The 22,462-nt window shown below is 71.3% G+C and carries 21 protein-coding genes and 1 rRNA gene; 15 read left to right on the top strand and 7 right to left on the bottom strand.

Annotated elements, in window-relative coordinates:
* The first annotated feature begins 57 nt into the window (after window positions 1-57).
* Window positions 58-1,098 carry a phenylalanine--tRNA ligase subunit alpha gene (pheS, locus tag KME79_RS03555; RefSeq protein WP_246639256.1) on the top strand — a complete coding sequence of 347 codons (1,041 nt, stop codon included), beginning with the start codon at window positions 58-60 and terminating at the stop codon, window positions 1,096-1,098.
* Window positions 1,098-3,653, top strand: coding sequence for a phenylalanine--tRNA ligase subunit beta (locus KME79_RS03550; RefSeq protein WP_219543309.1), 2,556 nt, complete (start codon window positions 1,098-1,100; stop codon window positions 3,651-3,653). The genes pheS and KME79_RS03550 overlap by 1 nt, the downstream gene beginning before the upstream one ends.
* 41 nt (window positions 3,654-3,694) lie before the next feature.
* Here KME79_RS03550 and KME79_RS03545 read toward each other — a convergent pair whose 3' ends face one another.
* Window positions 3,695-4,303: a Uma2 family endonuclease gene (locus tag KME79_RS03545; protein WP_246639239.1), complete on the bottom strand. Its 609-nt coding sequence runs from the start codon at window positions 4,301-4,303 to the stop codon at window positions 3,695-3,697.
* 73 nt (window positions 4,304-4,376) lie between these two features.
* Here KME79_RS03545 and KME79_RS03540 point away from each other — a divergent pair, with 73 nt between their 5' ends.
* Window positions 4,377-4,610, top strand: coding sequence for a hypothetical protein (locus KME79_RS03540; protein ID WP_148031215.1), 234 nt, complete (start codon window positions 4,377-4,379; stop codon window positions 4,608-4,610).
* Between the two features lie 86 nt (window positions 4,611-4,696).
* Here KME79_RS03540 and KME79_RS03535 read toward each other — a convergent pair whose 3' ends face one another.
* The 4 genes from KME79_RS03535 to KME79_RS03520 all read right to left on the bottom strand — a co-directional run bounded on the left by KME79_RS03535 (window position 4,697) and on the right by KME79_RS03520 (window position 8,606).
* Window positions 4,697-5,824 (bottom strand): hypothetical protein, encoded by a 1,128-nt coding sequence (locus tag KME79_RS03535; RefSeq protein ID WP_219543308.1) that lies wholly within the window; start codon window positions 5,822-5,824, stop codon window positions 4,697-4,699.
* A 171-nt stretch (window positions 5,825-5,995) separates the two neighbouring features.
* Entirely contained in the window at window positions 5,996-6,352 is a 357-nt protein-coding gene (locus KME79_RS03530) for a nuclear transport factor 2 family protein (RefSeq protein WP_219543307.1), read from the bottom strand.
* Between the two features lie 22 nt (window positions 6,353-6,374).
* Window positions 6,375-6,779 carry a hypothetical protein gene (locus KME79_RS03525; protein WP_219543306.1) on the bottom strand — a complete coding sequence of 135 codons (405 nt, stop codon included), beginning with the start codon at window positions 6,777-6,779 and terminating at the stop codon, window positions 6,375-6,377.
* Between the two features lie 165 nt (window positions 6,780-6,944).
* On the bottom strand, window positions 6,945-8,606 hold the full coding sequence (locus KME79_RS03520) for a class I adenylate-forming enzyme family protein (RefSeq protein WP_219543305.1): 1,662 nt from the start codon (window positions 8,604-8,606) through the stop codon (window positions 6,945-6,947).
* A 202-nt stretch (window positions 8,607-8,808) separates the two neighbouring features.
* On the opposite strand from KME79_RS03520, the gene argC reads away from it, so the two are divergent.
* The 9 genes from argC to KME79_RS03475 all read left to right on the top strand — a co-directional run bounded on the left by argC (window position 8,809) and on the right by KME79_RS03475 (window position 17,941).
* A complete protein-coding gene (gene argC / locus KME79_RS03515; RefSeq protein ID WP_372452402.1) occupies window positions 8,809-9,846 on the top strand; it encodes an N-acetyl-gamma-glutamyl-phosphate reductase in 1,038 nt (345 codons plus the stop codon).
* A complete protein-coding gene (gene argJ / locus KME79_RS03510; protein WP_219543303.1) occupies window positions 9,843-10,994 on the top strand; it encodes a bifunctional glutamate N-acetyltransferase/amino-acid acetyltransferase ArgJ in 1,152 nt (383 codons plus the stop codon). The genes argC and argJ overlap by 4 nt, the downstream gene beginning before the upstream one ends.
* Complete coding sequence (argB, locus tag KME79_RS03505) at window positions 10,991-11,857, top strand: acetylglutamate kinase (RefSeq protein WP_219543302.1); 867 nt, start codon at window positions 10,991-10,993, stop codon at window positions 11,855-11,857. The genes argJ and argB overlap by 4 nt, the downstream gene beginning before the upstream one ends.
* Window positions 11,857-13,026, top strand: a complete 1,170-nt coding sequence (locus KME79_RS03500; protein WP_219543301.1) for an acetylornithine transaminase — start codon at window positions 11,857-11,859, stop codon at window positions 13,024-13,026. Before argB ends, KME79_RS03500 begins: the two co-directional genes overlap by 1 nt.
* On the top strand, window positions 13,023-13,964 hold the full coding sequence (argF, locus tag KME79_RS03495; RefSeq protein WP_219543300.1) for an ornithine carbamoyltransferase: 942 nt from the start codon (window positions 13,023-13,025) through the stop codon (window positions 13,962-13,964). The genes KME79_RS03500 and argF overlap by 4 nt, the downstream gene beginning before the upstream one ends.
* Window positions 13,961-14,467, top strand: a complete 507-nt coding sequence (locus KME79_RS03490) for an arginine repressor (RefSeq protein ID WP_148031225.1) — start codon at window positions 13,961-13,963, stop codon at window positions 14,465-14,467. The genes argF and KME79_RS03490 overlap by 4 nt, the downstream gene beginning before the upstream one ends.
* A gap of 42 nt (window positions 14,468-14,509) precedes the next feature.
* Entirely contained in the window at window positions 14,510-15,709 is a 1,200-nt protein-coding gene (locus KME79_RS03485) for an argininosuccinate synthase (protein ID WP_219543299.1), read from the top strand.
* Between the two features lie 67 nt (window positions 15,710-15,776).
* Entirely contained in the window at window positions 15,777-17,174 is a 1,398-nt protein-coding gene (argH, locus tag KME79_RS03480) for an argininosuccinate lyase (RefSeq protein WP_148034516.1), read from the top strand.
* An 8-nt stretch (window positions 17,175-17,182) separates the two neighbouring features.
* Entirely contained in the window at window positions 17,183-17,941 is a 759-nt protein-coding gene (locus KME79_RS03475) for a DNA-3-methyladenine glycosylase (protein WP_219543469.1), read from the top strand.
* On the opposite strand, the gene KME79_RS03470 is transcribed toward KME79_RS03475, so the two are convergent.
* Window positions 17,881-18,189, bottom strand: coding sequence for a PH domain-containing protein (locus KME79_RS03470; protein ID WP_219543298.1), 309 nt, complete (start codon window positions 18,187-18,189; stop codon window positions 17,881-17,883). The genes KME79_RS03475 and KME79_RS03470 overlap by 61 nt on opposite strands.
* 177 nt (window positions 18,190-18,366) lie before the next feature.
* Between KME79_RS03470 and tyrS the strand changes: the two genes are divergently transcribed.
* Window positions 18,367-19,632 carry a tyrosine--tRNA ligase gene (gene tyrS / locus KME79_RS03465; protein WP_219543297.1) on the top strand — a complete coding sequence of 422 codons (1,266 nt, stop codon included), beginning with the start codon at window positions 18,367-18,369 and terminating at the stop codon, window positions 19,630-19,632.
* Window positions 19,633-19,635: 3 nt separating this feature from the next.
* On the opposite strand, the gene KME79_RS03460 is transcribed toward tyrS, so the two are convergent.
* Complete coding sequence (locus KME79_RS03460; protein ID WP_219543296.1) at window positions 19,636-21,078, bottom strand: glycosyltransferase family 39 protein; 1,443 nt, start codon at window positions 21,076-21,078, stop codon at window positions 19,636-19,638.
* A 119-nt stretch (window positions 21,079-21,197) separates the two neighbouring features.
* Between KME79_RS03460 and KME79_RS03455 the strand changes: the two genes are divergently transcribed.
* Window positions 21,198-21,785 carry an HAD family hydrolase gene (locus tag KME79_RS03455; RefSeq protein ID WP_219543295.1) on the top strand — a complete coding sequence of 196 codons (588 nt, stop codon included), beginning with the start codon at window positions 21,198-21,200 and terminating at the stop codon, window positions 21,783-21,785.
* 573 nt (window positions 21,786-22,358) lie between these two features.
* A 16S ribosomal RNA gene (locus KME79_RS03450) occupies window positions 22,359-22,462 on the top strand; the annotation flags it as partial.

Genomic DNA, 22,462 nt, shown 5'->3' with positions numbered 1-22,462 from the left:
TTGTCTGACTACGACCCGGTCGAGGTCACCCCGCTGCACGCCGACGAGGTGTCCCGGATGGAGGCCGACGCCATCGCGGCGATCAAGGCGGCCGGCAGCCTCGACGCACTCAAGCAGGCCAGGCTGGCGCACTCCGGCGACCGCTCGCCCCTCGCCCTGGCCAACCGCGAGATCGGCGCCTTGCCGCCCGCCGCCCGCGCCGAGGCGGGCAAGCGGGTCGGCACCGCCCGCAGAGCCGTCGCCGAGGCGCTGGCCGCCCGGCAGGCCGAGCTGGAGGCCGAGCGCGACGCCCGGGTGCTCGTCGAGGAGACCGTCGACGTCACCCTGCCGTGGGACCGCCGCCCGCGCGGCGCCCGCCACCCGCTGACCACGCTGCAGGAGCGCATCGCCGACACGTTCGTCGCGATGGGCTACGAGGTGGCCGAAGGCCCCGAGCTCGAAGGCGAGTGGTTCAACTTCGAGGCGCTCAACATCGCCAAGGACCACCCGGCCCGCTCCGAGCACGACACGTTCTTCGTCGGCTCCACCGACTCGGGCATGGTGCTGCGCACGCAGACCTCGCCGCTGCAGATCCGCGCCCTGCTGGAGCGCGGCGCGCCGTGTTACGCGATCGCGCCCGGCAAGACGTTCCGCACCGACGAGCTCGACGCCACCCACACCCCGGTCTTCCACCAGACCGAGGGCCTGGCCGTCGACAAGGGCCTCACCATGGCCCACCTCAAGGGCACGCTCGACCGGTTCGCCGAGGTCATGTTCGGTGAGGGCATCACCACCAGGTTCCGGCCCAACTACTTCCCCTTCACCGAGCCGTCCGCCGAGATGGACCTCAAGTGCTTCGTCTGCCGCGGCGCCTCGGCGGTGCCCGGCAACCCGCCCTGCCGCACCTGCAAGAACGAGGGCTGGATCGAGTGGGGCGGCTGCGGCATGGTCAACCCGCGGGTGCTGGTCGCCTGCGGCATCGACCCGTCGGTCTACTCCGGGTTCGCCTTCGGGATGGGCATCGAGCGGACGCTGATGTTCCGCCACAACGCCGAGGACATGCGCGACATGATCGAGGGAGACGTGCGCTTCACGCTCCCGTTCGGAATGGAGATCTGATGAGGGTCCCGCTTTCCTGGCTGCGGGAGTATGTCGATCTCCCGGCGGTCACCGCCCAAGAGGTGGCTGACAAGCTCACGGCCGCCGGGCTCAAGCTGGAGTCCATCGCCTCCCACGGCCACGACGTCAAGAACGTCGTCGTCGGCGAGGTGCTGGAGATCGAGGAGCTGACCGGCTTCAAGAAGCCGATCCGCCACTGCCGGGTCGAGGTCGGCGAGCCGACGCCGCGCGAGATCGTCTGCGGCGCCACCAACTTCGCCGTCGGCGACCGCGTCCCCGTGGTGCTGCCCGGCGGCGTGCTGCCCGGAGGGTTCGAGGTCGGCGCCCGCAAGACCTACGGCCGCCTGTCCGAGGGCATGATCTGCTCAGAACGCGAGCTGGGCCTGGGGGAGGACCACGCGGGCATCATGGTGCTGCCCGCCGGCACCCCCGTCGGCGCCGACGTGGTGGAGCTGCTCGGCCTGCGCGACGACGTGATCGAGCTGGAGATCACCCCCGACATCGGCTACGCGCTGTCGATCCGGGGCGTGGCCCGCGAGGTCGCGATCGCGTTCGGGGCGGCGTTCCGCGACCCCGCCGACGTGCGGCCGCCCGAGCACACCAGCCGGGCCTGGCCGGCCTGCATCGACGACCCGACCGCGTGCGACCGGTTCGTGCTGCGCCAGGTCACCGGCTTCGACCCGGAGGCCAAGAGCCCGCTGTGGATGCGCACCCGGCTCATCCGGGCCGGCATGCGGCCGGTGTCGCTGGCCGTCGACATCACCAACTACCTCATGCTGGAGCTCGGCCAGCCGCTGCACGCCTTCGACACCGACAAGCTCACCGGCGAGATCGTGGTGCGGCGCGCGCTGCCGGGCGAACGGCTGGAGACGCTCGACCACGTCGTGCGCGACCTCGACCCCGACGACATCCTCATCACCGACCAGTCGGGGCCGATCTCCATGGCCGGCACCATGGGCGGCCTGGAGACCGAGATCTCCGACGGTTCCACCGAGATCGTCATCGAGGCCGCCCACTTCTCGGCCACCGGCATCTCGCGCGAGTCCCGCCGCCACAACCTCGTCTCCGAGGCGTCCAAGCGGTTCGAGCGCGGCGTCGACCGTGAGCTGCCGCTCGTCGCCTCCTGGCGGGCCGTGAGCATGCTGGCCGAGCTGGGCGGCGCCACCATCGTGCCCGGGGTCACGCACGCCGAGGTCGAGGTCAGGCCCGCCCGCGTGTCGATCCCCGCCGCCCACCCCGGCGACATCGCCGGCATGCCGTACACGAAAGAGACCGTCGTGCGCAGGCTGGAGCAGATCGGCTGCGTCGTGGTCGACGGCGACGACCCGGCCGTGCGCGAGGGCGGCGTCGACCCGACCGGCGTGGTCACCGGCGGCGAGCTGGCGGCCAGGCTGGCCGTCAAGGGCGACGACATGATCACGGTGACCCCGCCGTCGTGGCGGCCCGACCTCACCGACCCCAGCGACCTCGCCGAAGAAGTCATCCGGCTGGAAGGGTACGAGCGGCTGCCGTCCGTGCTGCCCAGCGCCCCCGCGGGGGCAGGGCTCACCGAGGGCCAGCGGCTGCGCAGGAGGGTCGGCCGGGCGCTGGCCGAAGCGGGCTACGCCGAGGTGCTGGCCTACCCGTTCATCAGCGCCGACGACTTCGACCGGCTGCAGCTGCCCGCCGACGACGCCCGCCGCCGCGCGATGCGGCTGGCCAACCCGCTGGGCGAGGACGAGCCGCTGATGCGCACCACGTTGCTGCCCGGGCTGCTCAAGACCCTGGTACGCAACGTCGGGCGCGGCTTCGCCGACGTGGCCCTGTTCGAGACCGGCGCCGTCTACCGGCCGCGTGAGGGGGCGCCCGAGGCGGCCCCCGTGCTCGGCGTCGAGCGGCGGCCCACCGAGGAGGAGCTGGCCTCGATCGAGGCGGCGCTGCCCGACCAGCCGTGGCGGGTCGCGGTGGTGCTCGCCGGCGAGTTCGAGCGCTCCGGCTGGTGGGGCGCGGGCCGGCAGGCGTCGTGGGCCGACGCGGTGCAGGCCGGACGGATCGTCGCGGCCGAGGCCGGGCTGGAGCTGTCGGTCGTGGCCGACCAGCACGAGCCGTGGCACCCGGGCCGGTGCGCCGCCCTCTACCTCGGCGACCTGCTCGTCGGCCACGCGGGCGAGCTCCACCCGCGGGTCATCGAGGCCTACGGGCTGCCGCCGCGCACGGCCGCGCTGGAGCTGGAGCTGACCCGCCTGGAGACGGCCCTGCCCGGCCCGGCCCAGGCGCCGGCCATCTCCGCCTACCCGGTCGCCACCCAGGACGTCGCGCTGATCGTGCCCGACTTCACCCCGGTGGCCGACGTCGAGGCGGCGCTCCGCGACGGCGCGGGTGACCTGCTGGAGTCGGTGCGGCTGTTCGACGTCTACGCCGGTGCCCAGGTGGGCGCGGGCAACAAGTCGCTCGCGTACGCGATGCGTTTCCGCGCCCCCGACCGCACGCTGACGGCCGAGGAGATCTCCGCCGCCCGCGACGCCGCCGTGGCGCTCGCCGCCGACCGCGTCGGCGCCCAGCTGCGCTCCGCCTGACGCGTCAAGGGCCGGTACGGGTTCGTACCGGCCCTTTTCGGTCAGATCGTGTCGATCTCGGCGAGGTCGATGTCCATGTCGAACGGGACGGTCACCTTGGCGCGGTCGTGATGGATGCCCGTGGTCACGTAGGCGCGGGTGGCAGGGTCGAGTTCGTAGATGTAGACGACCGGTCTGCCGGAGTCGTTCTCGACCCGCCAGAAGTGGGGGATGCCCGCCTCCGCGTAGAGCAGGGGCTTGCGCTTTCGGTCGCGCTCCTCGGACTCGGGGGACACCGCTTCGACGGCGAGGGCGACGTCGCCGGCCGGGTAGTAGGTGGCTGAGGAGCGGACGTCGGCGCCGGGCTTGAGAACGATCAGATCCGGCTCCGGGCGCTGTCTGGGACCGAGTTTGACGCTCATCTCGCGGCGCACGCGGTAGCCCTTCGGAGCAGCACGGCGCAGACCGGCCTCCAACAGGTAAATCGTCGAGGTGTGGAAGTCTAGCTGCGGGCTCACGAAGACCAAGCTTCCGTCAATCAACTCCGTGTGCGCAGGCAAATGCGGAAGGTGATCGAGGTCCTCCGCCGTGAACCCCTCGGGGGGAGGGAAGATCCAGTCGGGCAGCGAGGACTCTGGCGCCATGGGAATGCTCACCGCTTCGGCCGTCATGGTCTTACGTTAGCAACGTACCCCGCTCACTGTTCGTGAACGCGTGCTCTCGCCTGCTGCCAGAATGCCGTTCATGAGGCAGTTGCTGATCTTTTCTGAGCGCGACGACGCCGAGGAGGTCGCGGCGACGCTCGGCGAGTGGTTCCCCGGCCTGGGCGTGCCCCGGGTGGTGCGCGAGACGCTGGCGGGGGAGGACGACGCGGAGGACGCGCAGTGGCTCGTCGTCGTGGAGGGGCTCGCCGGGGAGAGCCTGGCCAAGGTGGACGAGCTGACCGAGCGGTTCGAGGGGTGGCGCGAGGAGGGCTGATGTGGCGCGGGCTCCCGCCGCTGCGGTGGCGGGGCCCGCGCCGGGGGCTCCCCGGCTTCGCCGGTCGGGAGCCCTGTCCCGGATGGCTAGGGGAGGCGCTCGAACGGGGTCGGAGTGCTGCCGGTCCAGCGGTGGAGCCGGGAGTGGGCCGTCTGCTTGGTGACGCCGTCCTCGGTCACGGTGCCGGCGTCCACCAGGTAGAAGCGGCCGTCGTCCAGCGAGGCCAGGCCGTACTCACCGGAGGACTCCCAGCCGCGGACGCCCGACGCCTCGTGGTGCAGGCCCTCGGGCGCGAGCGTGAGCAGGTCGCCCTGCTCCGGCTGGGGTTGTCCCTCGATCGGTCCGCGCACCGGGCGGGTGGCGCCGTCGACGGTGAACATCGAGTAGTTGGGGAACTGCGGCTTGGCGCCCTTGTAGACGGCCATCAGCCACTTGCCGGTGTGGCCGTCGTACTCCAGGTTCTGGACTCCGTACCGGGTGTTGCCGGTGCGGGCGAAGTACTTCCCGTCGACCTTGGCCGGGCCGGAGGTGTGCGGGGCGCTCTGGGTGAGCGGGCGCTCGTACTTGCGCCACTTGGTGATGTCGTACTGGAGCAATACCTGGTGGTCGTTGTCCTGGCGCGCGGTGTTGGAGTAGACCCCGTAGGCCACGGTCAGCTTCTGCTTGCCGTGCCGTTTGCCGAACTCGGGGCCGAACGCGACGCCGTCGATGCCGCTGCAGCCGTAGCGGTGGTCGGGGGTGTTGGCCACGTTGCCGTCGAAGACGCCGTCGCCGTTCATGTCGGCGCTGTAGTCGTCGACCACCTCCTTGAGGTAGACGGCGGTCACCACGTCGGAGGTCTCGGCGTCCATGCCGAGGCTGGTGATGCGGTCGACGTCGAAGATGGCGATGTAGAACGCCTGCGCGTCCTTGTATTCCAGCGACCCGTACACCCGGCGGTCCTGACGGTTGAAGTCGAGGTCGCCGAGGTGGCCGGTGAAGCCGGTGACGGAGCCGACGGGCTTGCCGGACAGGTCGGTCTTGACGAGCAGGTTGGTGAAGGAGAAGTACATGAAGCCCTTCTTCTCGTCCACCGCGATCCCCTGCACGTGCCCCGCCTGCCAGGCGCCGCCGTACACCTCCGCGGGGAACTCGGGGCGCGGCGCCGCGTGGGCGGCGGAGGCGCTGGTGACGAGGGCCGAAGCCAGGACTGCCGTGAGTAGTGCGTTTGCCACCCGCATGTGTACGTTACGTACCCTTCTTTGATCTTTCTTGAGCGCAAATCACGCTAAAGCTGCAAGTTAGATCTTTACTGACTTCCACCTGACAAGTCCATGACCATCCGTGGAAACATCGGAGCGGCAAGCGGAAGCCCCCGCCGGGGCGGGGGCCATGGGAGAGGAGGGTCAGGCGGCCGGCACCTTGTCCAGGAAGCCGAGCACCTTGCTGATGCGCCCGTCCTCGGCCAGCTCCACCACGTCGAAGCCGGTCGCCACCGGCTCCCCGCCCTCCGGGCCGAGGTGCCAGGTGAAGCGGGCGATCCCGTGGTGGGCGTCGTACAGCTCGCCGGGGGTGAAGACCAGGCCGGGGAACATCCCCTGGGCGCCCTCGATGACGGCGGCGATGCCGGCGTGCCCGGCCACGTCCGCCAGCGGGTCGGTGTACGTCGCGTCCTCGGTCCAGACGCCGGCCACGGCCTCGGCGCGGGCGGCGGGGTCGGTCTCGTTCCAGGCGGCCACGTAACGCTCGACGAGGTTCGTCATGATTTATCAGCCTTTCAGATGGTTAGCGAAGCTTGCGGAGACCGGCGATCTGCAGCGCGGCGAACCCGGCGACCACGAGGGCCTGGAGGATCGCCCACACAGCGCCGATCGTGGTGAACGCGAGGAGACCGGTGACGACGGCGACGACGCTTGCCAGTGCCCAGACGACGTTCAGACCGATCACGACCTGGGTGCCCGCCTCGCTGACCTGGCGGCGGCCCGCGAGGAGACCGACGGCGACCCCGTACGCGAGCAGGAAGATCCCGATCCCGCGCAGCGGGCCCGTGTCCGGCCCGAGCAGGTCGCTCAGAAGGCCGGCGGCGGCGAGGTAGGCCAGGCCGTTGACCCCTGTGACGACGGCGTCCGCGGCGAGCACGAGCCGCAGGAAGCTCGCGCGGCCGGTAGTGGCGCTGGTGGGGGTGCTCATCTCGCGTCTCCTTAGGTGTTCGTTCCGACACCCGCAACGGTGCCAGCGAGCACATAGGCCACGCGATTACGTGGAAGGTAATGCGATCTGGTGCAGACGTGCTGACCTGGTGATATGTCATGAAAAAGCGGCCCGCCGGTCGAGGGCGGGCCGCTTCGCGCGTCGTCAGGCGCCGAGTACCTCCCGGCGCAGGTGGGTCTTGAGGATCTTGCCGCCGGGGTTGCGCGGCAGCTCGCCCTCCCGGAACCAGAAGTGGCGCGGCACCTTGAACGCGGCGATCCGCCCGTCGAGGAACGCCCGCAGCTCCTCGCCGGTGGCCGGGACGCCGGCGGCGAGGCGGATCACCGCGCCCACCTCCTCGCCCAGCTCGTCGTGCGGCACGCCGATCACCGCGACGTCGTCCACCGCCGGGTGCTCGAACAGCGCGGCCTCCACCTCGGCGCAGTAGACGTTCTCGCCGCCCCTGATCACCATGTCCTTGGCCCGGTCGACGATGTAGACGAACCCGTCCTCGTCGATCTTGGCCAGGTCGCCGGTGTGCAGCCAGCCGCCGACGAACGTCTCGGCGGTGGCCTCCGGCTTGTTCCAGTAGCCCAGGATCACGTTGGGGCCGCGCACGCAGAGCTCGCCGACCTCGCCGGGCGGCAGCTCGTTGTTCATCGGGTCGACCACGCGCACGTCGACCACGGGGGAGGGCCTGCCGATGCTGTCGGGGTGCGCCTGGTAGTCGGCGCCCCCGTTGCCGATGGCCAGCGCGGTCGTCTCGGTCATGCCGTAGCCGTTGGACGCGGCGCGGGCGGGGAGGTTCTCGGTGATGCGCTCCAGCAGCCTGGGCGGGGCGGGCGCGCCGCCGTAGCCGAGCGTGTTGAGCGACGACAGGTCGTGCTCGGCGAAGTCGGGGTGGGACATGAGCTGCCAGGCGTTGGTCGGCACGCCGATCATGGCGCTGACCTTCTCCCGCTCGATCAGCTTCAGCGCCTGGCCCGGGTCCCACTTGTACATGAGCACCAGGCCGCCGCCGCTGAACAGGGTCGTGGTCAGCGCCGAGAAGCAGCCGGTGACGTGGAACAGCGGCACCGTCAGGAGCGTCACCCGGCGCACGGCCGTGGCCTCCCCGGGGTCCTTGCCGGCCAGCGCGCTGGCGCGGTAGAGCCCGTAGGCGACGGTCATCGGCGACTGGCCCAGGTTGCGGTGGCTGCCGAGCGCGCCCTTGGGCCGCCCGGTGGTGCCGGAGGTGTAGAAGATGGTGGCCGGGTCGTCGGGGGAGAGCTCCACCTCGGGCAGCGTCACGTCGGCTCTGACCTCGCCGAGCACCTCGTCGAACGTCCGTGCCCCCTCGGGCGCCGCGCCCCTGGCGACGATCAGCGGCACGCCGGTGCCGGCCAGCCTGGGGGCCCGCTCGTCGTCGGCGATGATCACCTTCGCGCCGGAGTCGCTCACCCCGTACGCCAGCTCGGGCTCGGTCCACCAGGCGTTCAGCGGCACCGCGACGGCGCCCGCAGCGAGCGCCGCGGAGAAGGCGATCGACCATTCGGGGTAGTTGCGCATGGCGACCGCCACCCGGTCGCCCTTGCGCACCCCGTAGTCGTCGGCGAGGCGGGTGGCGAGGGTGGCGGCGCGCCGGTAGTGGTCCTCGAAGGTGATGTGCTCGTCCTCGTAGACGAGGAAGACCTTGTCGCCGTGCCACCGGCTGTTCTCCAGCAGCACGCGGAAGTGGGCGGGTGCGTGCTTCCACGTCCGAATGCCGGTGCCGCCGATCTCCTCCATCTCGAAGAGCTGTCCGGGGCCGGTGAGCTGGGCTTCCACCTGGGCGTGCGAAAGGGTCATTACGCAGTACTCCCGCTGGACGGCTGTCGGATACATCACAGTACCGACCGGTAGGTACGTAGCGCTAGACCGTGATTCACCGGGGATTATCCGTGGCCGTGCGTGTTCCGTCACCGTCCCGATATACGGTCTACGGGTTGCATGTTCATCCCCTGCGGTGCATCCTCTTAAAAAGCAAATCCATGAGGTAAGATGCATGACTATGCAGGAGGCAGGCATGAGAGCAGCGGTCGCCGGAGCCAGCGGCTACGCGGGCGGCGAGTTGCTCCGCCTGCTGCTCGGCCACCCGAGACTGGAGATCGGCGCGCTCACCGCCGCCTCCAGCGCGGGCAGCCCGCTCGGCGCCCACCAGCCGCAGCTGCCGGCGCTGGCCGGGCGGATCATCGAGGACACCACGCCCGAGACGCTCGCCGGCCACGACGTGGTCTTCCTCGCGCTCCCGCACGGCCACTCGGCGGCCATCGCCGCCCGGCTCGGCGACGAGACGCTGGTCGTCGACTGCGGCGCCGACCACCGGCTCGCCGACGCGGCCGCCTGGCAGGAGTTCTACGGCGGCGAGCACGCGGGCACCTGGCCCTACGGGCTGCCGGAGCTGCCTGGCCAGCGCGAGGTGCTCAAGGGCGCCCGCCGCATCGCGGTGCCCGGCTGCTACCCCACCTCGGTCCTGCTCGCGCTGACGCCCGCGTTCGCCGAGGGCCTGGCCGAGCCGGACGTCGTCGTGGTCGCCGCCAGCGGCACCAGCGGCGCCGGCAAGTCGCTCAAGCCCAACCTGCTCGGCAGTGAGGTCATCGGCTCGGTCAGCGCCTACGGCGCCGGCGGCGTCCACCGCCACACCCCCGAGATGGAGCAGGGGCTGAGCGCGGCCGCGGGGGTCCCGGTGCGGGTCTCCTTCACGCCGACGCTCGCCCCGATGAGCCGCGGCATCCTGGCCACCTGCACGGCCCCGGCCGCGCCCGGCCTCACCGCTGCCGCGCTGCGCGAGGCGTACGAGGAGGCGCTGCGCGCCGAGCCGTTCGTGACGCTGCTGCCGGAGGGCGTCTGGCCCGCCACCGCGATGACCTACGGCGCCAACACCGCCGCCCTGCAGGTGGCGCTCGACGAGCGGGCGGGCCGCGTGCTGGCCGTCATCGCCATCGACAACCTCACCAAGGGCACGGCCGGAGGCGCGATCCAGAGCGCCAACCTCGCCCTCGGCCTGCCAGAAGAGCTCGGTCTCCCCACGAATGGAGTAGCTCCATGAGCGTGACCGCCCCCCTAGGCTTCCGGGCCGCGGGCGTGGCCGCCGGCATCAAGTCCGGCGGCGCCCGCGACCTGGCCCTCGTCGTCAACGACGGGCCCAGCCGCGCCGCCGCAGGCGTCTTCACCGCCAACAGGGTGAAGGCGGCGCCCGTGCTGTGGTCGCAGCAGGTCCTGCGAGGCGGGCGGCTGCGGGCGGTCGTGCTCAACTCCGGCGGCGCCAACGCCTGCACCGGCCCCGAGGGCTTCCAGGACACGCACGCGACCGCCGAGAAGGCGGCCGGGCTGCTCGACGACTCCGCCGGTGAGATCGCGGTCTGCTCGACCGGGCTGATCGGCGAGCGGCTGCCGATGGACGCGGTGCTGGCCGGCGTGGAGCAGGCCGCCGCCAAGCTGTCCCGCGACGGCGGGCTCAACGCGGCCGACGCCATCCGCACCACCGACACGGTCTCCAAGATCTCCTTCAAGCGCGGTGCCGGCTACATGGTCGGCGGGATGGCCAAAGGGGCCGGCATGCTGGCCCCCGCCCTGGCCACCATGCTCTGCGTGATCACCACCGACGCCGAGCTGACCGCCGAGGAGCTGGGCTCGGTGCTGGGCAGGGCGACGTCCACGACGTTCGACCGGCTCGACACCGACGGCTGCATGTCCACCAACGACACCGTGCTGCTGCTGTCCAGCGGCGCCGCCGGGGTCAGGCCGGACCTGGCGGAGTTCGAGCAGAAGGTGACGGAGGTCTGCGCCGACCTGGCCAGGCAGCTCCTCGTCGACGCCGAGGGCGCCAGCAAGGCCATCTCCATCGAGGTGGTCGGCGCCGCCTCCGAGGACGACGCGGTCAAGGTCGGCCGCGCGGTCGCCCGTTCCAACCTGCTCAAGTGCGCCATCCACGGTGAGGACCCCAACTGGGGCCGGGTGCTGTCCGCGGTCGGCACCACCGACGCCGAGTTCGAGCCCGAGCGGCTCAACGTGGCCATCAACGGCATCTGGATCTGCCGCGGCGGCGCCGTCGGAGACGACCGCGACAAGGTCGACATGCGCCCGCGCGACGTCACCATCACCGTCGACCTGTCGGCCGGCCCGCACACCGCCACGGTGCACACCACCGACCTGACGGCCGAGTACGTCCACGAGAACTCGGCGTACTCGACATGAGGGACGCGCAGGAGAAGGCGGCCGCGCTCATCGAGGCCCTGCCGTGGCTGGAGCGCTTCCACGGCGCGACCGTCGTCATCAAGTACGGCGGCAACGCGATGACCGACGAGGCGCTCAAGGAGTCGTTCGCCGAGGACGTCGTCTTCCTGCGCCACGCCGGGCTGCGGCCGGTCGTGGTGCACGGCGGCGGCCCGCAGATCAACGCCCACCTCGACAAGCTGGGCATCGAGTCCACGTTCACCGCGGGGCTGCGGGTCACCACCCCTGAGGCCATGCAGGTCGTCAGGATGGTGCTGGTCGGCCAGGTCGGCCGCGACATCATCGGCCTGATCAACCGCCACGGCCCGTTCGCGGTCGGCCTGTCGGGCGAGGACGCCCACCTGTTCACCGCCGAGCGCAAGAGCGCCATCGTCGACGGCAGCCCGGTCGACATCGGCCAGGTCGGCGAGATCGTCAAGGTCGAGCCCGGCACGGTCGAGGCGCTGCTGTCCGACGGGCGCGTCCCGGTCGTGTCCGGCATCGCCCGCGGCGCCGACGGCGAAATCTACAATGTAAATGCCGACACCGCGGCCGCCGCGCTGGCCGTGGCGCTCAAGGCCGACAAGCTCATCGTCCTCACCGACGTCGAGGGCCTGTACGCCAACTGGCCGGACGACACCGACGTCATCGACGAGATCGGCGCGGCCGAGCTGGAGCGGCTGATGCCCACGCTGTCCAGCGGCATGGTGCCCAAGATGGAAGCCTGCCTGACCGCCGTGCGCAACGGCGTCCCGCAGGCCCACGTGCTCGACGGCAGGGTGCCCCACTCGCTGCTGCAGGAGATCTTCACCAACGAAGGAATCGGAACCATGGTGGTGCCCTGATGAGTAGCCTGTACGAGCGGTTCGAGCAGGTCTTCATGCCCAACTACGGCGTCCCCCCGGTCGCGCTGGCCAGGGGCGAGGGCGCCCGCGTGTGGGACGTCGAGGGCAGGGAGTATCTCGACTTCATCGCCGGCATCGCGGTCGTCTCGCTCGGTCACGCCCACCCCGCGCTGGTCGAGGCGGTGTCGAAGCAGGTGGCGACGATCGCCCACACCAGCAACCTGTTCCTGCACGAGCCCGAGGTGCTGCTGGCCGAGAGGCTGACCGGCCTGCTCGGCGCGCCCGCCCGGGTCTTCTTCGCCAACTCCGGCACCGAGGCCAACGAGGCCGCCTACAAGCTCGCGGTCAAGTACGGCAAGCGCACCGGCAGGTCCTACTTCGTCGCGGCCGAGAACGGCTTCCACGGCCGTACGATCGGCGCGCTGTCGCTGAGCGGGAAGAAGTCCATCCGCGACCAGTTCGGCCCCTTCCCGGTCGACGTCCGGTTCGTCCCGTACGGGGACGCGGACGACCTTAAGGAGGCCGTGACCGGCGACTGCGCGGCGGTGTTCCTGGAGCCGACGCAGGGCGAGGCCGGCGTGGTGCCGCCGCCCGACGGCTACCTGGCGGCGGCCCGCGAGATCTGCGACGCGACCGGCGCGCTGCTGGTCGCCGACGAGATCCAGTCGGCGATCGGCAGGACCGGCCACTGGTTCGCCCACCAGGCCGACGGCTTCACCCCCGACATCCTCACCCTGGCCAAGGGGCTGGGCGGCGGGCTGCCGATCGGCGCCTGCGTCGGATTCGGCGAGGCCGGCACCCTGTTCGAGAAGGGTGACCACGGCTCGACCTTCGGCGGCAACCCGGTGTCCTGCGCCGCGGCCCTGGCCGTGCTCGACAACGTGGACCTCGGCCATGTCAACGAGGTCGCCGCGCGGCTGCGCGGCGGTCTCGAATCGATCACGCACCCGCTGCTGAAGGGGGTGCGCGGACGCGGCCTGTGGCTGGCCGCCGTGCTCGCCGAGCCCGTTTCGGGGAAGGTGCAGAAGGCGGCGCAGGATGCGGGCTTCCTCGTCAACGCCGTGCAGCCGGACGCGGTGCGGATCGCGCCGCCGCTGGTCGTGACGGCCGGTCAGGTGGACGCCTTCACCGCCGCGTTCCCGAACATTCTCACGGAGGCGAGCCAGTGACCGCAGGACACAGCGCGGACGTCAGGCACTTTCTGCGGGACGACGACCTCTCGCCGGCCGAGCAGGAAGAGGTGCTCGTCCTGGCGGCGGAGATGAAGAAGGACCGCTTCGGCCACCGCCCGTTCGAGGGGCCCAAGACCGTGGCGGTGCTGTTCGACAAGCCGTCGGCCAGGACCCGCGTCTCCTTCCACGTGGGCATCGGCGAGCTGGGCGGCCTGCCGCTGATCGTCGACGGCGTCTCCACCCTCATGGGCCGCGGCGAGCCGGTCGAGGACATCGCCCGCGTGCTCGACCGGCAGGTGGCCGCCATCGTGTGGCGCACCAGCGGCCAGGAGCTGATCGAGACCATGGCGGCGAACTCCGCGGTGCCCGTGGTCAACGCGCTCACCGACGAGTTCCACCCCTGCCAGATCCTCGCCGACCTGCAGACGGTGCGCGAGCGGCTGGGCCGCACCGCCGGGCTGACATTCGCGTACGTGGGCGACGGCGCCAACAACATGGCCAACTCCTACCTGCTGGGCGGCGCCACCGCCGGCATGCACGTGCGGATCGGCGCCCCGGTCGGCTACCAGCCCGACGCGGTGGTCCTGGCCAGGGCCGCGGCCATCGCCGCCACCACCGGCGGTTCCGTGGTGTCCGTCTCCGACCCGGTGGCCGCCGTTCAGGGGGCGCAGGTCGTGGCGGCCGACACCTGGGTGTCGATGGGCCAGGACGGCAAGGACGAGCGGGTCCGCGATCTCATGCCCTACCAGGTCAACGCCGAGCTGCTGGGACACGCCGACGGCGACGCGGTCGTGCTCCACTGCCTGCCCGCCTACCGCGGCAACGAGATCACCGCCGACGTCCTGGAGGGCCCGCGCAGCGCCGTGTGGGACCAGGCGGAGAACCGGCTGCACGCGCAGAAGGCGCTGCTCCACTGGCTGGTGACCAGACCATGACGATCCCGATGACCAAGGCGGCCCGGCAGGCGAAGATCACCGACCTGCTCCAGCGCCAGCCGGTCCGGTCCCAGCCCGAGCTGGCCAAGCTGCTGGCGGAGAGCGGCGTCGAGGTCACCCAGGCCACGCTCTCACGCGACCTCGACGAGCTGGGCGCGCTCAAGCTGCGCGCCGAGGACGGCTCGCTGGTGTACGCGCTGCCCGGTGAGGGCGGCGGGCGGATCCCGCTGGCCAGGCTCGGCACCGGCGAGTCCCCGGCCGCGCGGCTGCACCGCATCGCGGAGGAGCTGCTGGTCAGCGCCGACGCCTCGGCCAACCTGGTCATCGTCAGGACTCCGCCGGGCGCGGCCCAGTTCCTCGCCTCCGCCATCGACCACGCCGACTGGGAGTCGATTCTCGGCACCGTCGCGGGTGACGACACGATCCTGGTCATCAGCCGAGACCCGCAGGGCGGGCCGGCTCTCGCGGAGGCGCTGCTGAAGGCGGCAGACCGGCGCACTTAGACCGAATTATCACGCTTTATCGCAATCGATGGAGACAGAGCAATGACGGAGAGAGTGGTCCTGGCGTTCTCCGGGGGCCTGGACACGTCGGTGGCCATCCCGTTCCTCGCCGAGAAGATGAACGCCGAGGTCATCGCCGTCGCGGTGGACCTCGGCCAGGGCGGCGAGGACATGAAGGCCATCCGCGAGCGCGCCCTGGACTGCGGCGCCGTCGAGTCCGTGGTGGTCGACGCCAGGGAGGAGTTCGCGGCCGACTTCTGCGTGCCCGCGCTCCAGGCCAACGCCCTATACATGGACCGCTATCCGCTGCTGTCGTCGCTCTCGCGCCCGCTCATCGTCAAGCACCTGGTCACCGCGGCGAAGCAGCTCGGCGGCACGATCGTGTCCCACGGCTGCACCGGCAAGGGCAACGACCAGGTCCGCTTCGAGGCCGGGCTGGCGGCGCTGGCCCCCGAGCTCAAGGTGGTCGCCCCGGCCCGCGACTTCGCCTGGACCCGCGACAAGGCGATCGAGTACGCCGAGCGCAGGGGCCTGCCCATCGAGACCACCAAGAAGAACCCGTTCTCGATCGACCAGAACCTGTGGGGCCGCGCCATCGAGACCGGCTTCCTCGAAGACATCTGGAACGCGCCCAGCGAGGACGTCTACGCCTACACGGCCGACCCCGCCGTGCCGCGCGAGCCCGACGAGGTCGTCATCACCTTCGAGCAGGGCGTCCCGGTCAAGCTCGACGGCCGCCCGCTCACCCCGTACGAGATCATCGACGAGCTGAACCGGCGGGCCGGCGCGCACGGCGTCGGGCGCATCGACATGGTCGAGGACCGGCTGGTCGGCATCAAGTCACGCGAGGTGTACGAGGCGCCCGGCGCGATCACGCTCATCACGGCGCACCTGGAGCTGGAGAGCGTCACCGTCGAGCGCGACCTGGCCCGCTTCAAGCGGGGCGTCGACCAGCGGTGGAGCGAGCTGGTCTACGACGGGCTGTGGTACTCGCCGCTCAAGCGCGGGCTCGACGCGCTCATCGCCGACACGCAGCGGTACGTCAGCGGTGACATCAGGATGACCCTGCACGGCGGCCGCGCCACGGTCACGGGCCGGCGCTCCGAGCAGTCGCTGTACGACTTCTCGCTCGCCACCTACGACACCGGCGACTCGTTCGACCAGTCGCTGGCCAAGGGTTTCGTACAACTGTTCAGCCTGCCTTCGAAGATCGCGGCGGCTCGCGACGCGAAGCAGGGGTGAAGTGCACTAAGGTCGCGGAGGACGTGCGGTGAAGGCTGAGGAGAAGACGGTGAGTGATGGCAAGCCGATGCGGCTGTGGGGCGGGCGTTTCGAAGGGGGCCCGTCCGACGCGCTGACCCGGCTGTCGGTGAGCGTGCACTTCGACTGGCGGCTGGTGCCCTACGACCTGGCGGCGTCCAGGGCGCACGCCCGCGTGCTGCACAGGGCGGGGCTGCTGAGCGCCGAGGAGCTGCAGCGCATGATCGGCGCGCTCGACGACCTGGAGCGCGCCTGCAAGGAGGGCGAGTTCCGGCCCACCGTCGCCGACGAGGACGTGCACACCGCGCTGGAGCGCGGCCTGCTGGAGCGGCTCGGCTCGCTCGGCGGCAAGCTCAGGGCCGGCCGCAGCCGCAACGACCAGATCGCCACCGACCTGCGTCTCTACCTCCGCGACCACGCCCGCACGATCGTCTCCCGGCTGGTCGAGCTGGAGACGGCGCTGATGGAGCAGGCGGGGCAGCACGCCGAGACGGCCGCGCCCGGCATGACCCACCTGCAGCACGCGCAGCCGGTGTCGTTCGGCCACCAGCTGCTCGCGCACGTGCACGCGTTCGCCCGCGACGTCGACCGGCTCACCGACTGGGACAAGCGGGCGGCCGTCTCGCCGCTCGGCTCCGGCGCGCTGGCCGGCTCGTCGCTGCCGCTCGACCCGCAGGCGGTGGCGCAGGAGCTCGGGTTCGACTCGGCCGCGCCCAACTCGATGGACGCGGTCGCCGACCGTGACTTCGCGGCCGAGTTCCTGTTCGCCGCGGCCCTGATCGGCACCCACCTGTCCCGGCTGGGCGAGGAGATCGTCCTGTGGGCCTCGCAGGAGTTCCGCTGGATCGAGATGGACGACGCCTACTCCACCGGCTCGTCGATCATGCCGCAGAAGAAGAACCCCGACGTGGCCGAGCTGGCCCGCGGCAAGTCCGGACGCCTCATCGGCAACCTGATGGCGCTGCTGACCACGCTCAAGGGCCTGCCGCTCACCTACAACCGCGACCTGCAGGAGGACAAGGAGCCGGTGTTCGACTCGGTCGACACCCTGCTGCTGGTCCTGCCCGCGATGGCCGGCCTCGTCTCGACCATGCGGGTCAACACCGCCCGGATGGAGGCGTCGGCGCCCGACGGGTTCGCCCTCGCCACCGACCTGGCCGAGCTGCTGGTGCGGCGCGGGGTGCCGTTCCGCGAGGCGCACGAGGCGGTCGGCCACCTCGTGGTGTGGTGCCAGGTCAACGACAAGGACCTCGGCGACCTCACCGACGACGAGATGGTCAAGGTCTCGCCGCACCTGACGCCCGACGTGCGCGACGTGCTCAACGTGCCGGGCGCGCTCGCCGCCCGCAAGGCCCACGGCGGCACCGCCCCCGACCGCGTCCGCGACCAGCTCGTGGCGCTGCGCGAGGCGGTCGACGCCCAGGCGGCCTGGGCGGCCGGCTCCTGAGCGGGGTGCTGAGCACGGCCCCGCTGCCGCGGGCCTTCTTCGACCGGCCGTCCCACGAGGTCGCGCCCGACCTGCTCGGGCGCCTCATCGTGCACGGCGGCGTGGCCGTACGCCTGACCGAGGCCGAGGCGTACGGCGGGCCGGGCGAGGACCCCGCGGCCCACACCTACCGCGGCAAGACGGCACGCAACGCGGTCATGTTCGGCCCGCCCGGACACCTGTACGTTTACTTCACCTACGGCATGCACTTCTGCGCCAACCTCGTCTGCCTGCCCGAGGACCAGGGCTCGGCGGTGCTGCTGCGGGCCGGTGAGGTGGTCGGCGGCGTCGGCCTGGCCCGGTCCCGGCGGTCAGGCAGGGGAGCGCCCGCGGGCGACGGCGGCCCCAGGCCGGTGGCCGACCGCGACCTTGGCCGGGGGCCGGCCAGGCTGGCCGTGGCGCTCGGGCTGCTGCGCGAGCACAACGGCGTCGACGCCGTCTGGGAGGGCCCGCCCGGCGCGATCCCGGCCGTCGACCGCCTGATCAGCGCCGCGCCGCAGGCCGACGGCCCGCCGGTGTGGCCCGCCGGCTCGGCGGTGGTCCTGGAGGGCCGCCCGCCGGAGCCCGGAGCGATCAGGTCGGGGCCGCGCACCGGGATCTCGACGGCCAAGGACACCCCGTGGCGGTTCTGGGTCGACGGAGATCCGACCGTCTCCCCGTACCGCGCTCACATGCCGCGGCGGCGCAACGCCGCGGCCACCTCCGTGGGCGAGGCGCCGAGGTCGTGAGCGCTGAAGATGTGCAGATGGTCGCCGGTGTCGATCTCCAGCATCTCGCTGCGCAGGCCCCACCGCCTGCGGACGTCCACCTCGATGTCCCGGATGGCGTCCCACGGCACGTGCCGCCTGCCCGCGAAACCGTGCACGACCGTGATGCCGCTCTCGTCCATCGCCAGCCGCACCGGGGCCAGTATGTCGCGCAACCCCATCCCGCCCAGCAGCACCGCCGCCGGCACCGCGAGGACCACTCCTGGCACGTCACCGCCGGCATACCAGTACGCTGCGAGCCCCGCGCACGCCAGAGCCCCTAAGATCTTGAAAACGGCCAGTTCACGACGGACCTTCCACATGGGGCCGACATTATCCAAGTGGCGGCGTCCGGCCGCGATCAGGCACGCTGTACCCACTCACCATCTATCAGGAAAGTCAGCATCGTGACCGACATCCTCGATGAGCTCGAATGGCGCGACGTGACCGCGCAGACCACCGACACCGACGCCCTGCGCGAAACGCTGTCGAAGGGTCCGATCACGGTCTATGCGGGCTTCGACCCGACCGCACCGTCGCTGCACGTCGGCAACCTCGCCACGCTGCTGATCCTGACCCGTTTCCAGCGTGCGGGCCACCGGCCGATCGGCCTGGTCGGCGGCGCCACCGGCCTGATCGGCGACCCCAGCGGCCGCAGCACCGAGCGGGCGCTCAACACCAGCGAGGTGGTGGCCGAATGGGTGGCGCGGATCCGGGTCCAGGTGGAGAAGTTCCTGTCGTTCGAGCCGGGCCCCAACGCGGCCACGCTCGTCAGCAACCTCGACTGGACCGCCGAGCTGTCGGCCATCGACTTCCTGCGTGACGTCGGCAAGCACTTCCCGGTCAACCGGATGCTCGCCCGCGAGTCGGTCTCGGCCAGGCTCGGCGGCGAAGGGCTCAGCTACACCGAGTTCAGCTACCAGATCCTGCAGGCGAACGACTACCTGGAGCTCTACCGGCGCCACGGCTGCACCCTCCAGCTCGGCGGCAGCGACCAGTGGGGCAACATCACCGCGGGCGTCGACCTGATCAGGCGGGTCGAGGGCGCCCACGTGCACGCGCTCACCGGCAAGCTGATCACCAAGGCCGACGGCACCAAGTTCGGCAAGACCGCCGGCGGGGCCGTCTGGCTCGACCCGGCGCTGACCACGCCCTACGCGTTCTACCAGTACTGGCTCAACGCCGACGACCGCGACGTGATCCGCTTCCTCAAGGTGTTCACCTTCCGCTCCCGGGAGGAGATCGAGCACCTGGAGAAGGCCGTCGCCGACCGGCCGTTCGCCCGCGAGGCGCAGCGGACGCTCGCCGAGGACCTCACCACGCTCGTGCACGGCCCGCAGGAGCTGGCCGCGGCGGTGGCGGCGTCCAAGGCGCTGTTCGGCCAGGGCTCACTGGACGAGCTCCCGGCCTCCACCCTGGCGGCGGCGCTGGCCGAGGTGCCGAAGGCGACCGTCCCCGGGCTCGGCGCGTCGCTGGTCGACCTCATGGCCGACAGCGGGCTGGTCGAGTCCAAGTCGGCCGCCCGCCGGGCGGTCAAGGAGGGCGGCGCCTACCTCAACAACACCAAGATCACGGACGAGACGTACGTCCCGGCCGCCGCCGACCTGCTCCACGGCCGCTTCCTCGTGCTGCGGCGCGGCAAGAAGTCGGTCGGCGGCGTCGAGGTCGGCTGACCCTCAGCCGCCCGCCTTCGTGTAGAGGGCGACCGTCATGCCCGGCAGGTCGGCCGAGTGCCACGAGCCCTCCCGCTCGTACCCGGCCTCCTCGACCTCCCGCACCCGGGCCAGACGGTCGCCCGTGGCCTTGGTGCCGCGCCACACCACCCACACCCGCTCGCGCCCGCGCAGCGCGCCGGCGACGGCGCTCCGCTCGCGGTAGCCGAAGCCGGTCGGCGACGGGTCGTGGCCGAGCCGGAGCACGTCCTCCGGCATCGAGCCGTCCCCGTACCCGTCGAGCCCGTAGTAGGCGGGGCCGTAGTAGTCGAACCCGGACCGCACCTGGCTCTGCCCGTACACGATCGCGTCGCCCGGCCGGGCCTGGATCCGGGAGATGGCCCACGGGAAGTTCTCGAACCGCCCGTTCTCATCCCGGACCTCCGCATGTTGGTACGTTCCCGCCGCCAGGCAGACCGCGACCAGCGCCCAGCAGACGGCCACGGACACCCGCCTGCTTCCGGCGTGCGCGGCGGCCAGCCCCGCCAGCAGGGCCAGCGCCGGTGCCGTCACGAACAGGTAGCGATCCACGTACACCGGCGTGACCAGGTGGGACACCGCGAGCAGCAGCAGCGGCGGCAGCACCAGCCACCCCAGCAGCGCGCCCGCCCAGCGCCAGGGCGGGAGACCCGTGCTCGCGGCGCCCCGCGGCCCGGCCGCCCGCCGCGACAGCCCCAGCAGCGCCGCCCCGGCCAGCGCGACCACGAACAGCGGCACCCCGGCCTCGGCCGCCCCCGCCGCCATCTTCGGGAACTTCAGCAGCACGTCGGGGCCACGCTGCGGGATCCAGCTGATCGCGTGCCGCTCCCCGTACCCGACGAGCCCCAGCACCACGGCGGGCACGCACCCCGCCGCCAGCGCGGCGAGCATCCGCGCCGCCGTCTCCCGCCGGATCAGCAGCAGATGGGCCGGCAGCACCAGCACCGCGAACAGGTGCGTGCAGCACACCAGCGCCACAGTCGCGCCGTACGCCGCCCACCGGCGCGTGCCGGAGCGTTCCAGCGCCCGGTGCAACGCCCAGAACGACAGCACGACCGCGGCCGCGGCGAACGCGTACGGTCGCGCGAACGCCCCGTAGTACGACACCGACGGCAGCGCCGCCAGCAGCGCGGCCGCCGTCACGCCGGCCCGCGTGCTGTGCAGCCGCCCGCCCAGCGCCACCAGCAGACCCGCCGCCGCGCCGATCGCCAGCGCCGACGGCAGCCGCAGCCACAGCTCCGCCGTGCCCGCCAGCGCCCACACGTGCATGAACAGGTAGTAGGGCAGGAAATGGCCGTCGATGTGCTGGACCAGCTCCCACAGTCCGGCCAGCGAGCGGGTGGCGGCACTGATCGTGGCCAGCTCGTCGCCGTTCAGCGTCGCCGCGCCCGACCCGCTGAACGCCACCCCACCGGCCAGCGCGGCCATCACCCCCTCCGCGTACGGCCTGCCGCGGGTGCGACTCTGTCGCGGAACTGGCGGGGCATCAGGGGCAAGTGTGGCGGCAGAGATCATCGGTGCAGAATACGGCGCATAGGCTCTGATGCATGAATCAAGTGATCGTTTTCGATCTGTACGGTGTCATCGCCCGCACTCAGACGGACGAGGCGAAGCAGCAGCTCGTGGACCTGGGCGGGGTCTCCGCCGAGGCGTTCTGGGAGGCCTACTGGGGTTGTCGGCCCGCCTACGACGCCGGGCAGGAGACCGGTGCGTACTGGGCGGCGGTCGGCGAGCGGCTGGGAGTGGAGTTCGCCGACGTGGCGGCCCTGACGGCGGCCGATCTGGAGAGCTGGTCGCAGGTGGATCGGGAGATGGTGGCGCTGGTGCACGAACTCGCCGACCGCGGGGTCAAGCTGGGGCTGCTGTCGAACATCATCGAAGACCTGGTGCCGGTGTGGGAACGCGACCACGGTGACTGGCTGGGGCGGTTCGACGCGCTGACGTACTCGTGCCGGATCGGGGTCGCCAAGCCGGACCCGCGGGCGTACGAGATCTGCGCGGCGCGGCTCGGGGTGGCTCCGCGGGACGCGCTGTTCTTCGACGACAACGAGGCCAACGTGGCGGGGGCGCGCGCGGCGGGGATGCCGGCCGAGCTGTTCACCTCACCGGACCAGGTCCGCGCCCTCATGCGTTAGCGGGCCCGCGTCCCTCCGACGCATGGCGTGGTGGCTTCGGGGGATGAGAACGCTTCCTTCAGCACCACATCGCTGTGGCGCGAGGACGACAGCCCGGCCGGCCGTCCGGCGTGTGATTTGACGTCTGGCGGATCGCGACCTAACCTCATAACTCGCCCCGGGAGTGAGCCGGACGCCGGTCAGGCGGACGGGCCCCAGGGCAGAGTCCCTTGAGAACAAGCCACTCGGCCGGAGCGCTGCAATGCGCTCTTGATCGGGTTGTCTCGGGCGTCCGGCGTGATCACCGAATAAATCGGTTGATTCGACAGGCGCAGGATGACACGGTAAGTTCCGGGGACTGCCAAAATCTTGATCAGATGAACCGGTAAACGGATTTGACCGGATATCGGGCCACCTGATAAAGTGGAGAAGAGCAGATGTGCGCCTCTGGCGCTGAAGGCGATAATCTTCGGTGCGGGTGTACGCGTCCGTTTCTTGAGAACTCAACAGTGTGTTAAAAGCCAGTGCATGATGCACAACCCCGTCATGATTTTTCATGTGACGGATTCCTTTTTGGTTGGGATTCAAATTCATTTTATGGAGAGTTTGATCCTGGCTCAGGACGAACGCTGGCGGCGTGCTTAACACATGCAAGTCGAGCGGAAAGGCCCTTCGGGGTACTCGAGCGGCGAACGGGT

The sequence above is a fragment of the Nonomuraea harbinensis genome (assembly GCF_019396385.1).
In the GTDB taxonomy this organism is placed as follows: Bacteria; Actinomycetota; Actinomycetes; order Streptosporangiales; family Streptosporangiaceae; genus Nonomuraea; species Nonomuraea ferruginea.
Note: the sequence above shows the minus strand (reverse complement) of the source record. Positions and strands in the feature narration are given on the sequence as shown.